The organism is Biomaibacter acetigenes, from assembly GCF_003691585.1.
GTDB classification, from domain to species: domain Bacteria; phylum Bacillota; class Thermosediminibacteria; order Thermosediminibacterales; family Tepidanaerobacteraceae; genus Biomaibacter; species Biomaibacter acetigenes.
This window is the reverse complement of record NZ_CP033169.1, coordinates 3386407-3398311: the sequence shown is the minus strand read 5'-3', so window position 1 is coordinate 3398311 and position 11905 is coordinate 3386407. Positions and strand designations below refer to the sequence as shown.

At 40.3% G+C, this 11905-nt stretch carries 17 protein-coding genes; all 17 read left to right on the top strand.

The window, feature by feature from the left end:
• Positions 1-357 precede the first annotated feature (357 nt).
• On the top strand, positions 358-492 hold the full coding sequence (rpmH, locus tag D2962_RS17360; protein ID WP_120765149.1) for a 50S ribosomal protein L34: 135 nt from the start codon (positions 358-360) through the stop codon (positions 490-492).
• Positions 493-557: 65 nt separating this feature from the next.
• A complete protein-coding gene (gene rnpA / locus D2962_RS17355; RefSeq protein ID WP_122015690.1) occupies positions 558-896 on the top strand; it encodes a ribonuclease P protein component in 339 nt (112 codons plus the stop codon).
• A complete protein-coding gene (gene yidD, locus D2962_RS17350) occupies positions 889-1098 on the top strand; it encodes a membrane protein insertion efficiency factor YidD (RefSeq protein ID WP_120765147.1) in 210 nt (69 codons plus the stop codon). The genes rnpA and yidD overlap by 8 nt, the downstream gene beginning before the upstream one ends.
• Before the next feature lie 48 nt (positions 1099-1146).
• A complete protein-coding gene (locus D2962_RS17345) occupies positions 1147-1776 on the top strand; it encodes a YidC/Oxa1 family membrane protein insertase (protein ID WP_120765146.1) in 630 nt (209 codons plus the stop codon).
• Between the two features lies 1 nt (position 1777).
• Entirely contained in the window at positions 1778-2395 is a 618-nt protein-coding gene (gene jag, locus D2962_RS17340) for an RNA-binding cell elongation regulator Jag/EloR (protein ID WP_120765145.1), read from the top strand.
• 52 nt (positions 2396-2447) lie between these two features.
• Positions 2448-3833 (top strand): tRNA uridine-5-carboxymethylaminomethyl(34) synthesis GTPase MnmE, encoded by a 1386-nt coding sequence (gene mnmE, locus D2962_RS17335; RefSeq protein WP_122015689.1) that lies wholly within the window; start codon positions 2448-2450, stop codon positions 3831-3833.
• Positions 3834-3843: 10 nt separating this feature from the next.
• Positions 3844-5730, top strand: a complete 1887-nt coding sequence (gene mnmG / locus D2962_RS17330) for a tRNA uridine-5-carboxymethylaminomethyl(34) synthesis enzyme MnmG (RefSeq protein WP_122015688.1) — start codon at positions 3844-3846, stop codon at positions 5728-5730.
• Positions 5723-6439, top strand: a complete 717-nt coding sequence (gene rsmG, locus D2962_RS17325) for a 16S rRNA (guanine(527)-N(7))-methyltransferase RsmG (RefSeq protein WP_120765142.1) — start codon at positions 5723-5725, stop codon at positions 6437-6439. The genes mnmG and rsmG overlap by 8 nt, the downstream gene beginning before the upstream one ends.
• 89 nt (positions 6440-6528) lie before the next feature.
• Positions 6529-7335: a nucleoid occlusion protein gene (noc, locus tag D2962_RS17320; protein WP_120765141.1), complete on the top strand. Its 807-nt coding sequence runs from the start codon at positions 6529-6531 to the stop codon at positions 7333-7335.
• A gap of 411 nt (positions 7336-7746) precedes the next feature.
• Positions 7747-8508 carry a ParA family protein gene (locus D2962_RS17315; RefSeq protein ID WP_122015838.1) on the top strand — a complete coding sequence of 254 codons (762 nt, stop codon included), beginning with the start codon at positions 7747-7749 and terminating at the stop codon, positions 8506-8508.
• Positions 8501-9334 (top strand): ParB/RepB/Spo0J family partition protein, encoded by an 834-nt coding sequence (locus tag D2962_RS17310; RefSeq protein WP_122015687.1) that lies wholly within the window; start codon positions 8501-8503, stop codon positions 9332-9334. Before D2962_RS17315 ends, D2962_RS17310 begins: the two co-directional genes overlap by 8 nt.
• Before the next feature lie 78 nt (positions 9335-9412).
• Positions 9413-9586: a HEPN domain-containing protein gene (locus D2962_RS19780; protein WP_122015837.1), complete on the top strand. Its 174-nt coding sequence runs from the start codon at positions 9413-9415 to the stop codon at positions 9584-9586.
• Positions 9537-9881, top strand: a complete 345-nt coding sequence (locus tag D2962_RS17300) for a nucleotidyltransferase domain-containing protein (RefSeq protein ID WP_122015686.1) — start codon at positions 9537-9539, stop codon at positions 9879-9881. Before D2962_RS19780 ends, D2962_RS17300 begins: the two co-directional genes overlap by 50 nt.
• A 57-nt stretch (positions 9882-9938) precedes the next feature.
• The gene (locus D2962_RS17295) at positions 9939-10226 is read left to right on the top strand and encodes a nucleotidyltransferase domain-containing protein (protein ID WP_222927604.1); all 288 of its coding nucleotides are present in this window, start codon (positions 9939-9941) and stop codon (positions 10224-10226) included.
• Between the two features lie 200 nt (positions 10227-10426).
• The gene (locus tag D2962_RS17290) at positions 10427-10837 is read left to right on the top strand and encodes a HEPN domain-containing protein (RefSeq protein WP_122015685.1); all 411 of its coding nucleotides are present in this window, start codon (positions 10427-10429) and stop codon (positions 10835-10837) included.
• Positions 10838-10856: 19 nt separating this feature from the next.
• Complete coding sequence (locus D2962_RS17285) at positions 10857-11324, top strand: metallophosphoesterase family protein (RefSeq protein WP_122015684.1); 468 nt, start codon at positions 10857-10859, stop codon at positions 11322-11324.
• Positions 11325-11346: 22 nt separating this feature from the next.
• Positions 11347-11781, top strand: a complete 435-nt coding sequence (locus D2962_RS17280) for a GNAT family N-acetyltransferase (protein WP_122015683.1) — start codon at positions 11347-11349, stop codon at positions 11779-11781.
• Positions 11782-11905 lie beyond the last annotated feature (124 nt).

Below are 11905 nucleotides of genomic sequence, written 5' to 3'. Positions count from 1 at the left end.
AATAAAAAAACCCCCTTGAAAAAAAAACGGAATAAAAATCAAAATAAGGTCAATAACATAATAACAAAATAAGAGATCATATTCAATATGAACTTATAACGACAGCGGCAGAATGCCGCATAAAGTTTCAAAAGAATCAACCGCAATAATAATTCGGGCCCTGTGCCCGAGGATTAAAATCAAAGATTCTTTTAAAACGACTGCGGCAGAAGCCGCACAAAGTTTCAAAAGAATCAACCGCAATAATAATTCGGGCCCTGTGCCCGAGGATTAAAATCAAAGATTCTTTTATTTTCTTGACAATTATTAATATTATAAGCTATAATCTAAATAGTTTTAATCGCCGGAGGTGCAAAAATGAAACAGACATACCAGCCGAGCAGGAGATATAGAAAAAAAGTACACGGCTTCAGAAAAAGAATGATGACAAAAAACGGTAGAAATGTCATCAGAAGAAGAAGACAAAAAGGGAGAAAAAGACTTACAGCATAAAAAGAAAAGGCCGTTAAACTATTGGTTAAACGGCCTTTGCACTCCCGCAATGGAGGAAATGTTTATTGAATAGATGTTTCAGATTAACAAAAAATTTCGAATTTATTAATGTGTACAGGGCGGGAAAGCGCTGGTCATGCGCTTATTTTAATATGTACGTGAAAAAAAATAACCTGGAGCGCACAAGGCTTGGTGTATCTATTTCAAAAAAAGTCGGCAAAAGTGTGGTAAGGAACAGGCTTAAAAGAAGGATAAAAGAAATATTCAGGGAGAGCATAGGAAATATTAAAAAGGGCTATGATGTGGTAATTTCAGTAAAACCCGAAACGGCAAATATTGAATACGGGCAGATGAAAAAAGAGATAAAAAATCTTCTAAGAAGAGGTCGAGTATGGGATGATTAAGTCAGCAATCATAGGGATGATAGTATTTTATAGAAAATTCATATCACCGCTCAAGCCCAGGACTTGCAGATTTTATCCCACATGTTCCAGGTATGCCATAGAATCCATTGAAAAATACGGAGTTATAAAGGGAGGCATAAAATCAATAAAGAGAATTCTAAGATGCCATCCATTCAACCCTGGAGGTTACGACCCGGTATAAAAACTGTAAATGATGTAAAAATAAAGAATACAAGGGGGAGCAAAATAAATGGATTATCTTGTAAATATAATGAAGCAGCTTCTGGATTTTATATTCGCATATACTAAAAGCTATGGCCTGGCAATTATAGGAATCACGGTATTGATAAAAATAGTGTTGCTTCCTTTCAGCTTTCAGCAGTTTCATTCCATGAAAAAAATGCAGGAGATAGCACCGCTTCAAAAAAAGCTGCAGGAAAAATACAAGAATGATAAGGAAAAACTCAACAGGGAAATAATGAAATTATATCAGGAAAATAAGGTAAACCCTATGGGAGGATGTCTTCCACTGCTGATACAGTTTCCTTTTATAATCGGGCTGTTCAGGCTGTTGCAAACATACAATTTTGGCCAGGCGGGATTTTTATGGATAAAGGACCTGGGAGCTCCCGATACGACATATATACTTCCCATACTGGCTGCGGTTACAACTTATCTTTCGTCAAAAATTGCAACACCCCCCAACCCTGAAAACCCCAATAACTCCATGAATATCGTTATGTCGCTCTTCATAGGATGGATGTCGATAAAGTTTGCATCAGGACTTGCTCTATACTGGGTAGTGAGCAATATTGTGCAGATACTGCAGCAGATGTTGATCATGCGCTCCCCTGCTCCAGTCAAGGAGGATGTAAAATGAGATGAAATCCGTGGAAAAACAGGCAAAGACAGTAGATGAAGCCATTGAGCTGGCATTAAAAGAATTGAACATAAAAAAAGAAAAGGCGAAAATTGAAGTTCTGGAAGAGGGAAACCGCGGCATACTGGGATTTCTGTCTAAAGCTGCAAGGGTAAGGGTGACTCAAAAGGATAATCCTGGAGAGAGAGCCGTGGAATTTCTCAAGGGTCTGGTGAAGCATTTTAAAATAGACCCGAAGATTGAAATGCATGAAGAAGATAAGGATACCATAAAAATAACTTTTGAAGGAAAGAATGTGGGTGCCCTCATAGGAAAACACGGTAGCACCCTGGATGCTATACAGTATCTGACTTCTCTGGTGGCCAACCGTGGGAACGAAAATTACAAGAGGATTATACTGGACGCCGAAGATTATAGAAAGAAGCGAGAAGAGGCCCTGGAAAGGCTGGCGAAAAATATGGCCAGGCGGGTCAAGGAGACCAAGAAAAGTGTAATTTTAGAGCCCATGCTCCCAAATGAAAGAAGGATAATACATACGGCTCTACAGGGTGATTCCATGGTAAATACCAGGAGCATAGGAGAAGAGCCCAACAGGAGAGTCGTGATATCGTTAAAGTAAATTTTTAAAGCCCCGGAGCCAAAGCTTTGGGGCTTAATTTACATGAGAGGTAATGCGTGTGAAAGATGAAGATACCATCGCCGCCATCTCAACACCCCTGGGCGAAGGCGGCATAGGAATAGTAAGAATAAGCGGCGAAAAGTCCTTTGATATAGCTCGAAGGATTTTCAGTCCAAAGTCGGAAATAAAGAATATAAAAAGCCGATATCTATACCTGGGACAAATAATAGACCCGGAAGAAGGATACCCCATAGACGAAGTTCTAACGGCCTTTTTCAAAGCCCCTAATACATATACAAGGGAAGACATGGTGGAGATAAACTGTCACGGAGGAATGACAGCCCAAAGGAAAATACTGGAACTTACTATAAGATATGGAGCCAGGGTTGCGGAACCGGGAGAGTTTACGAAAAGGGCATTCTTAAACGGAAGAATAGACCTTTCCCAAGCGGAAGCAGTCATAGATGTCATCAGGTCCAAAACCGATAGGGCTCTGGTACTGGCTAACAGACAACTGGCGGGGGGATTTTCCGAAAAGATAAATTCCATTCGTCGAGATTTGCTGGAAATTATGGCGCATATAGAGGCGAACATAGATTTTCCCGAAGATGACATTCCTGAGACGGATCCGGAGATAATAAAAAGTGAAATAATAAAAAGTAAAGGAAAGATCGAAGAACTGATTAAAAATACCGGATCGAGCAAAATACTCAGGGAGGGAATTTCCACTCTTATTCTGGGGCGGACCAATGTCGGAAAATCATCCCTTTTAAATGCGCTCCTCAGAGAAGAAAGAGCCATAGTTACCGATGTACCGGGCACCACAAGGGATATCATAGAAGAATATATAAACATAAAGGGAATCCCGGTGAAGGTCATAGACACGGCAGGAATCAGGGAAACCAGCGATCTGGTAGAAAAGATAGGAGTAGAAAGGGCAAAAAGATATCTGAAAGAAGCGGAAATGGTGCTTTTGATAATGGATGCTTCGATGGAAATAACCGATGAGGACAGGAATATATTTGAAATGGTGAAGGACAAGTTCACCATAGGTGTCATAAACAAAGTCGATTTACCGGCAAAAATAGATGAGAAAGAAGTAAAGAGGCTTTTACCCGGAAAGAAAGTAATAAAAATATCGGCACTAAAAGAGCAGGGCATTGAAGAACTAAAAAATGAAATATATAATTCAATAGTGGAACAAATAGGTCCTATTGATGAAAATACCATCATAGCAGGGCAAAGGCAAAAGCAGGCTCTTGAGGCTGCCAGGAACAGTCTTGAAAGGGCGATGGAATCAATGAAAGTTAAAATGCCGGTAGAAATCATTGAGATAGATATCCGTGAAGCATGGGAAAAACTGGGTGAGATCACCGGGGATACCGTAAGTGATGACATAATAAATGCAATTTTCGAGAACTTCTGCATCGGGAAATGAAGGTGATGTTATGGAATATACAGTAGGATACTATGACGTAGCCGTAGTGGGTGCGGGACACGCAGGATGTGAAGCAGCCCTGGCCGCAGCCAGGATGGGTATGAAGACAGTGGTATTTGCAATAAACCTGGACAGTATAGCCCTCATGCCCTGCAATCCTTCAATAGGAGGTCCCGCCAAAGGCCACCTGGTAAGGGAGATCGATGCCCTGGGCGGAGAAATGGCCATAAATACGGATAAAACCTTTATACAGATAAGAATGTTAAATACAGGAAAAGGCCCTGCAGTAAGGGCCCTGAGGGCCCAGGCAGATAAAAAAGCATATCAGTTTTCAATGAAGTATACCCTGGAAAGACAGCAAAATCTTGATGTGGTCCAGGAAGAAGTAGTAAGAATACTGGAAGAAGGCGGCAAGGTCAGAGGTGTGGTGACCAGGACGGGGGGAATATTCTACTCAAAAGCCGTCATACTCACCACAGGGGTTTATCTGAGGGGAAGAATAATAATAGGCGATGTGAATTACAGCGGAGGCCCCAACGGCCTTTTCCCGGCCAGCCAGCTTTCAAAAAGTCTGGAAGACCTGGGGTTTGAGCTGGGAAGATTTAAGACCGGAACTCCCCCGAGGGTGCATAAACACTCCATAGATTTTTCAAAAATGATAGAACAGCCGGGAGATGAAGTTATCATCCCCTTTTCATATACTTCAGGAGAGATAAAGCGCGACCAGGTGTCCTGCTGGCTTACCTATTCCAATAAACATACCCATGAAATAATAATGGAAAATTTATACAGAGCGCCTCTGTACACCGGTGATATCCAGGGAGTAGGGCCCAGATACTGCCCCAGCATAGAAGTCAAAGTTGTAAATTTCAAGGAAAAGGCCAGCCACCAGATATTCATAGAGCCCGAAGGAATAAACACTAATGAGATGTATATTCAGGGCATGTCCACAAGCCTTCCAGCCGATGTGCAGATAAAAATGCTGAGGACCATCAAAGGCCTGGAAAATGCCCGGATCATGAGGTACGGATATGCCATAGAATATGATTATGTGATCCCGACACAACTTAGTTTAAGTCTGGAGACAAGAAAAATAAAGGGACTCTACATGGCAGGCCAGATAAACGGTACATCGGGCTATGAAGAAGCCGCGGCCCAGGGCCTTATAGCAGGGATAAACGCGGCGCTAATGATAAAAGAAAAAGAGCCCGTGATATTAAAGAGGTCCGATGCATATATAGGAGTGCTCATAGATGACCTTATCACCAAGGGCATCACCGAGCCTTACAGGATGCTCACTTCCAGGGCCGAATACAGGCTGCTCCTACGGCATGACAACGCAGACCTGAGACTCACAGAAATTGGTCACGAAGTAGGATTAATAAATGATAAAAGATATGAAAAAACACTGAAGAAAAAACAAATGATACAGGAAGAGATAGAAAGATTAAGGTCGGTGAAAATAACTCCCACCGAGGAGAACAACAGGGCCCTTGAGGAAATGGAGACAGCCCCCATTAACACACCCTTTACACTGGAGGATCTATTGAAAAGGCCGGAACTGGATTATGAAAAATTAAAAATACTGGATAAAAATAGACCAGAACTTCCTCAAGATGTCATAGACCAGGTGGAGATAATGATATCCTACGATGGATATATAAAACGGCAGATAGACCAGGTGGAAAGTTTCAAAAAACTTGAGAACAAGAGAATTCCGGAGAATATTGATTATGACAGGATTTACGGCTTAAGGACCGAAGCCAGGGAAAGATTGAAAAAGGTGATGCCCGGTTCTGTGGGGCAGGCATCAAGGATATCCGGAGTAAACCCAGCGGATATATCAATACTTTTAATATACCTTGAACAACAGAAAAGGAAAAAAGCACATGGATAACGAATTTATGATATTATTAAAAAAAAAGGCGGAAGAAAGCGGTATAGAACTTGATGAAACAAAGTTAAAAACCATCGATAAATATAGAAATTTACTTATGGACTGGAATAAAAAGGTAAATCTTACCAGGATAACCGAAAAAAATGAATTTGTGGAAAAACATGTAATAGATTCCCTGATGATAACAAAACATGTTGAAATAAAAGAGGGAGCCAGCATAATAGATGTGGGCACAGGCCCGGGAATACCGGGCTTTTTTTTGAAGCTGGCAAGACCTGATATAAAACTTACCCTGCTTGAAACCATAAGAAAGAAGACAGATTTTTTGTTTGAAGTTGTCCGGAAGCTTAATTTAAAAGATATAGAGATATTGAATGACAGGGCCGAAAATGCTGCGAAAAAATACCCTTACCGGGAAAATTACGATATGGCCGTAGCAAGGGCGGTATCGTCTTTGAATGTGCTGTCGGAACTTTGCCTGCCCTTTGTAAAAACCGGTGGAATATTTGTAGCCATGAAGGGAGAAAAGATAAAAGAGGAAATTCGGATGGCAGAAAAATCTCTGGATATCATGGGAGGAAAAATACAGGATGTTAAAGAATATGCCGTAGGGGAAGTAAACCACAAACTGATTATAATAAAAAAGGAAAATAAAACACCGGAAAAATACCCCAGGCGGCCAGGAATTCCGGAAAAAAATCCGCTATAAAAAAAGGAAATATTACCATTTAAGGAAGGAAAAAGCACTTTTTTATAGAATTATTATTTAGGTTAAGATTAAGAAAGGCGGTGGGGCTAATGTGGGGGGACCGCAAATCGGCTTTAAACATTATAAACATTCCTTTAGAAGAAATAAAACCAAACGCATATCAGCCCAGAAAGGAATTTGACGACGAATCACTGAATGATCTTACTAACTCAATAAAATCCTATGGTGTACTGCAACCGATAGTTGTAAGGAGAAGCGGGAAGAACGGATATGAAATCATTGCGGGCGAGAGAAGATGGAGGGCCAGCCAGAAAGCCGGATTAAAGGAAATACCGGCAATTATCAAGGATGCGGGAGACTCAGAAACTGCAATAATGGCATTGATAGAAAATCTACAGAGAGAAAACCTGAGTTTCCTGGAGGAGGCCGAGGGTTACAGGCAGTTGATGCAAGATTACGGTTTTACCCAGGAGCAACTGGCATATAAACTCGGAAAGAGCCAGTCAACCATAGCAAACAAGATGAGGATCCTAAAGATGCCTCCGGAAATAGTTAAAATTATTTCCCGGGAAAAGCTGAGCGAAAGACATGCAAGGGCACTATTAAAACTACCTGATGAGAAACTTCAAATGCAGGCTTTAAAACAAATAATAGATAAGGGTCTAAATGTGAGGCAGACTGAAGAGCTGGTGGACAGGCTTATTGAAGGCATTGAAAATGAAAAGGAAAAAGAAAAGAAAAAATCCTTTAAAATTGCTATTAAAGATGTAAGAATCTTTGTCAATTCCGTCAAAAAACTGGTGAAGAACATCAAGGAGACGGGAATAAATGCAGGATATAAGGAAATAGATAAGGGCGACTTTATTGAAGTAGTGGTTCAGATACCAAAGAGGTGATGAACCACTTTTTTTATAACGACTGCGGCAGAATGCCGCACAAAGTTTCAAAAAATCTACCGATATAATAACTCGGGCCTTGTACCCGAGGATTTAAAGTCAAAGATTATTTTATAAAAATGTAAATTCAGGAAGGAAAAAAAGAATTAAAGAAGAAAGTTAATATATAATAGATGATTACGATGTAAAAAGTCGCTTTTGCTGGTTGTGATGGCCTGGCACCTGACCATTTCAGAGGTCGGAGACCAGAAGTAGGAAGTCGTAAAAAATCAAGAGAGAAGAAGGTGCAGATTTTCAGTGCTCTTGGCCGTCTCTGGCAGCGGACTTAGTTTCTACATCGGAATCAAGAATGAGTTTTCTTGGAGAAAGGAGGAACTGAAACGGAGCAAATTCCGCTCTTGTTTCAAGTTTATGTCAAGGATAATGGCTATAGCCAATCAAAAAGGAGGAGTGGGCAAAACCACCACTGCGGTAAATCTTGCGGCATGCCTTGCCGCACTGGAACAAAAAGTATTGCTGGTGGATATAGACCCCCAGGGCAACACTACCAGTGGAATAGGAGTTGACAAGAAAGCCATTGAAAAATCCATTTACAATGTACTCATAAACGAAGAATCTATAAAAGACAACATAGTAAAAACAAATTATGAAAGCCTGTATCTTTTGCCATCAAATATACAACTGGCGGGAGCAGAAATAGAACTGGTACCGGCCATCTCACGAGAGTACAAACTTAAAAATGCAATAGATGAAATAAGGGATGAATATGATTTTATAATAATAGATTGCCCTCCTTCTCTGGGGCTGCTTACCCTGAATGCTCTGACGGCTGCAGGAACGGTACTGGTGCCCATACAGTGCGAATATTACGCCCTGGAAGGATTGGGCCAGCTCATGAACACAATAAACCTGGTGCAAAAGCACTTAAACAAAAACCTTCAGGTAGAAGGAGTGCTGCTAACCATGTTTGATGCCAGGACAAACCTTTCCATTCAGGTGGTGGAAGAGGTAAAAAAGTATTTCAAGAACAAGGTCTACAGGACAATCATACCGAGAAATGTGAGACTGAGCGAGGCGCCCAGTCATGGCAAACCAATAATTATTTATGACTCAAAATCAAGAGGCTCGGAAGTATATATGGAACTGGCAGAGGAGGTGCTCGGAATTGAATAAAAGAGGGCTGGGTAAAGGATTAAGTGCTCTTATACCTATGGATGATAAAGAACAGGAAAATGTCCAGGATATAAAAATTAGTGAGATAAGGGCTAATAAAAATCAACCCAGAAAAAAGTTTGACGAGGAAAAGATTAGAGAGCTATCAGATTCAATTAAAGAACACGGGGTCTTGCAACCAATTATAGTACGAAAAAAAGACGGCGGATATGAATTGGTGGCAGGAGAAAGAAGATGGCGGGCAGCTCAAAAAGCAGGTATAGAAAAAATTCCTGCCATAATAAAAGATCTCTCGGATGCAGATGTAATGGAAATAGCACTTATTGAGAACCTGCAGAGAGAAGATCTAAACCCCCTGGAAGAAGCAGAGGCTTATAAAAAACTCATTGATGAATTCGGCATGACCCAGGAGGAACTATCAAAAAGGGTCGGGAAAAGCAGATCACAGATAGCAAACACAGTGAGACTATTGAACCTTGATGAAGAAATAAAAAAACTAATTTCTGAGGAAAAATTAACGGCAGGGCATGCCAGGGCACTTCTGGCCATAGAGGATAAAAAAGAAAGATTGAAGATTGCAAAAAAGATAAGCGAAAGCAACATGTCTGTTAGGGAAACAGAAGAAACAGTTAAAAAAAAGACACAGGAAAAAAAGAAAAATAAAAATCAGGAAATAAACCCCGTATTTATTGACATAACGGAAAAACTTCAGAGGGCCCTGGGAACAAGAGTAAAAGTAAAAGGCACTGAAAAACGGGGAAAAATAGAAATAGAATATTATTCCGAAGATGAACTGGAAAGAATACTTGAAACCATAGCAGAGTAAAATGTTTCACGTGAAACATGTCCACCCGATAACAAATAAGATGAAGATTTTTATACTTTAGAGTATCATGAAAAACAGCTGGTAAAAGACAAGGCGCTGGAAATTGATAAGGCCTATATACCGTCGAGATATCCAGACGCACATCTATCAGGAGCTCCATGGAATAAATATACCAGGCAAGAAGCGGGGAGGCTTGTAGATTATGCACGAGAAATCTTTCAATTCTGTTCAGATCTTCTATCCCGAATTTAGCAAAAAGCACATATTAAACATTCTTTCAAAGAACATACATAGGCTCAATGAAGTGCTTCCGCTAGCTAAAGTAATTCTTTTTGGCTCCTATGCGAAAGGTAGATATTCCATAGAAAGTGATGTGGATCTTTTAATAGTTTACAAAGGTGATAGAAAATCGGATGTATACAGTACAGTAAAAAAAATCCTTCGCATACCCAGGTTAGAGCCCCATATATATACTGAAGGTGAATATGAAGAAATGAAAGACACTATAGGAAAAATGCTATCAGATGGCTGTGAAGTGATATGGTAATATGGGGCGGTATAGGGAAATTGTTATGAGATTTCTCATAGATTGTGAGGGCATGGTATGATATTAGAAGCTTTTGAAGAAACAATTCAACATCTTCTTGACGCTTGCAAAAAAGTATATGGAAGAGATTTAATAACTCTGGCGGTGTTTGGATCGGTAGCCCGGGGAACTCCAAACCCCAACTCGGATATCGATATTATGCTGGTTATAAAAAATTTACCCTCTTGCAGAATGAAAAGAATGCAGCAATTTGATGAAGTGGGAAAAATGATGGAACCATGGATATCATCCTTAAAAAAATACCAGATTTACACCATGCTTTCCCCTGTAATTAAGACTCCCTAGGAAGTTGAGACAGGCAGTTTGCTTTTTCTTGACATGATTGAAGACGCAAGGATTTTATACGATCGAGATGATTTTTTTGCTATATTTTTAAATAATTTTGCAAAGAAACTAAAGAACATGGGAGCATTCAAGGTGTCAAATGGTGAAAAGTAGCACTGGGTAATAAAACCTGATTATAAACAAGGGGAGGTGTTTGACATTTGAAGAATGTTACATTGGCTGAGAGCTACCTTGAAAAAGCTAAGGTAAGATTGAGAATGATAAAATTTCTTTTGAAGGAAGGAGCATACTCCGATGTAATAAGAGAGGCTCAGGAGGCGGTGGAACCAGCCCTTAAAGGAATGCTGAGGAAATTGGGGATAGAACCTCCAAAACAACATGATGTCGGATACCTACTGGTTGAATATAAGAGCAAGTTACCTGATGAAGTAAAAAATAAAGTAGACGATATAGCTAATATATCGAAATGGCTTAGAAAAGAAAGTGAATTTTCCTTTTATGGAGATGTAGATTTTATACCTACGTTGGAGTACAAAAAGAAAGATGGAGAAAAAGCACTGAAAGATTTAGAAATTGTAATTGATGCAGCAGAGAAAGTCATATTAACTTGATACACCAGGAGGATAATCAATGCCGGAAAACATAGTTGGTGTTATTTCAGATACTCACGGTCTTCTAAGACCGGAGATAATAAAAGTTTTCAAAGGTTGCGACCACATAGTCCACGCAGGTGATATAGGAGATCCGCATATCATTGACGACTTAAGTAAAATAGCCCCGGTTACGGCGGTAAGAGGCAATTGTGACAGGGAAGGATGGGCATATAAAATCCCCAGGACCGAGGCCATCAAGATTGGCGAAGTATATTTATATGTCCTTCATGATATTAACCAGCTGGATATAAATGTAAAAGCAGCGGGGTTTGATGTGGTGATATGCGGGCATTCCCACAAACCTTTACTTGAAAAGCACGACGGAGTAATTTATTTAAACCCGGGCAGTGCCGGCCCAAAGAGGTTCACCCTTCCTATCGGTGCGGCAAAGCTCAAGATTGAGGGTAAATCCATTGATGTGGAATTTATAAAATTGTCGGATTAAACATTTAAGAGAGGGGACGCCCATGAGCATAACCATCCGTGATGCGGTACATGGAGATGAGCCACACATAGTCGAATTGATCCGGGAGCTTTCCGAAACCATGGATTTTCCCAGCGAAGTGACGGAAAAAAGTGCCGAAAAGTTCCTATCTTTTCCCGGATGTGGAGTTTTATTGGCATTTGAGGGAGAAAAGGCACTGGGGCTTTTAAGCTATTCCATAAGGCCCGGGCTCTTTCATGGAGCCGACTCGGCCCTCATCGAGGAGCTGGTGGTGAGAAGAGAAGCCCGGGGCCGCGGTATAGGAAGCGCCCTCATTTCGGAGTTTTTAAGAAAGGTTAAAAAAATGGGATGTGCCGAAGTATCGGTCACTACCATGCCGGACAATGAAGGCGCCATACGTTTCTATAAATCTCATGGGCTGGTGGATGAAGCACTATTTTTAGAAAAGCACTTTTAAAAGGAAGTAAGAAAAAATGTTTGTATATCCTTGTGAAATAATAAAACAAATCTAAATTTAAGCTTTTTTGTCTCCATTTCAGCCTATTAACGAATTCTATAAAATTAATATAAAAATAAAGGAA

What these genes read in the sequence shown, in the direction of transcription:
- rpmH (WP_120765149.1), top strand. Translation starts at nt 358, where the DNA reads ATGAAACAGACATACCAGCCGAGCAGGAGATATAGAAAAAAAGTACAC.
- yidD (WP_120765147.1), top strand. Translation starts at nt 889, where the DNA reads ATGATTAAGTCAGCAATCATAGGGATGATAGTATTTTATAGAAAATTC.
- D2962_RS17345 (WP_120765146.1), top strand. Translation starts at nt 1,147, where the DNA reads ATGGATTATCTTGTAAATATAATGAAGCAGCTTCTGGATTTTATATTC.
- jag (WP_120765145.1), top strand. Translation starts at nt 1,778, where the DNA reads ATGAAATCCGTGGAAAAACAGGCAAAGACAGTAGATGAAGCCATTGAG.
- mnmE (WP_122015689.1), top strand. Translation starts at nt 2,448, where the DNA reads ATGCGTGTGAAAGATGAAGATACCATCGCCGCCATCTCAACACCCCTG.
- mnmG (WP_122015688.1), top strand. Translation starts at nt 3,844, where the DNA reads ATGGAATATACAGTAGGATACTATGACGTAGCCGTAGTGGGTGCGGGA.
- rsmG (WP_120765142.1), top strand. Translation starts at nt 5,723, where the DNA reads ATGGATAACGAATTTATGATATTATTAAAAAAAAAGGCGGAAGAAAGC.
- noc (WP_120765141.1), top strand. Translation starts at nt 6,529, where the DNA reads ATGTGGGGGGACCGCAAATCGGCTTTAAACATTATAAACATTCCTTTA.
- D2962_RS17315 (WP_122015838.1), top strand. Translation starts at nt 7,747, where the DNA reads ATGTCAAGGATAATGGCTATAGCCAATCAAAAAGGAGGAGTGGGCAAA.
- D2962_RS17300 (WP_122015686.1), top strand. Translation starts at nt 9,537, where the DNA reads ATGCACGAGAAATCTTTCAATTCTGTTCAGATCTTCTATCCCGAATTT.
- D2962_RS17295 (WP_222927604.1), top strand. Translation starts at nt 9,939, where the DNA reads ATGATATTAGAAGCTTTTGAAGAAACAATTCAACATCTTCTTGACGCT.
- D2962_RS17285 (WP_122015684.1), top strand. Translation starts at nt 10,857, where the DNA reads ATGCCGGAAAACATAGTTGGTGTTATTTCAGATACTCACGGTCTTCTA.
- D2962_RS17280 (WP_122015683.1), top strand. Translation starts at nt 11,347, where the DNA reads ATGAGCATAACCATCCGTGATGCGGTACATGGAGATGAGCCACACATA.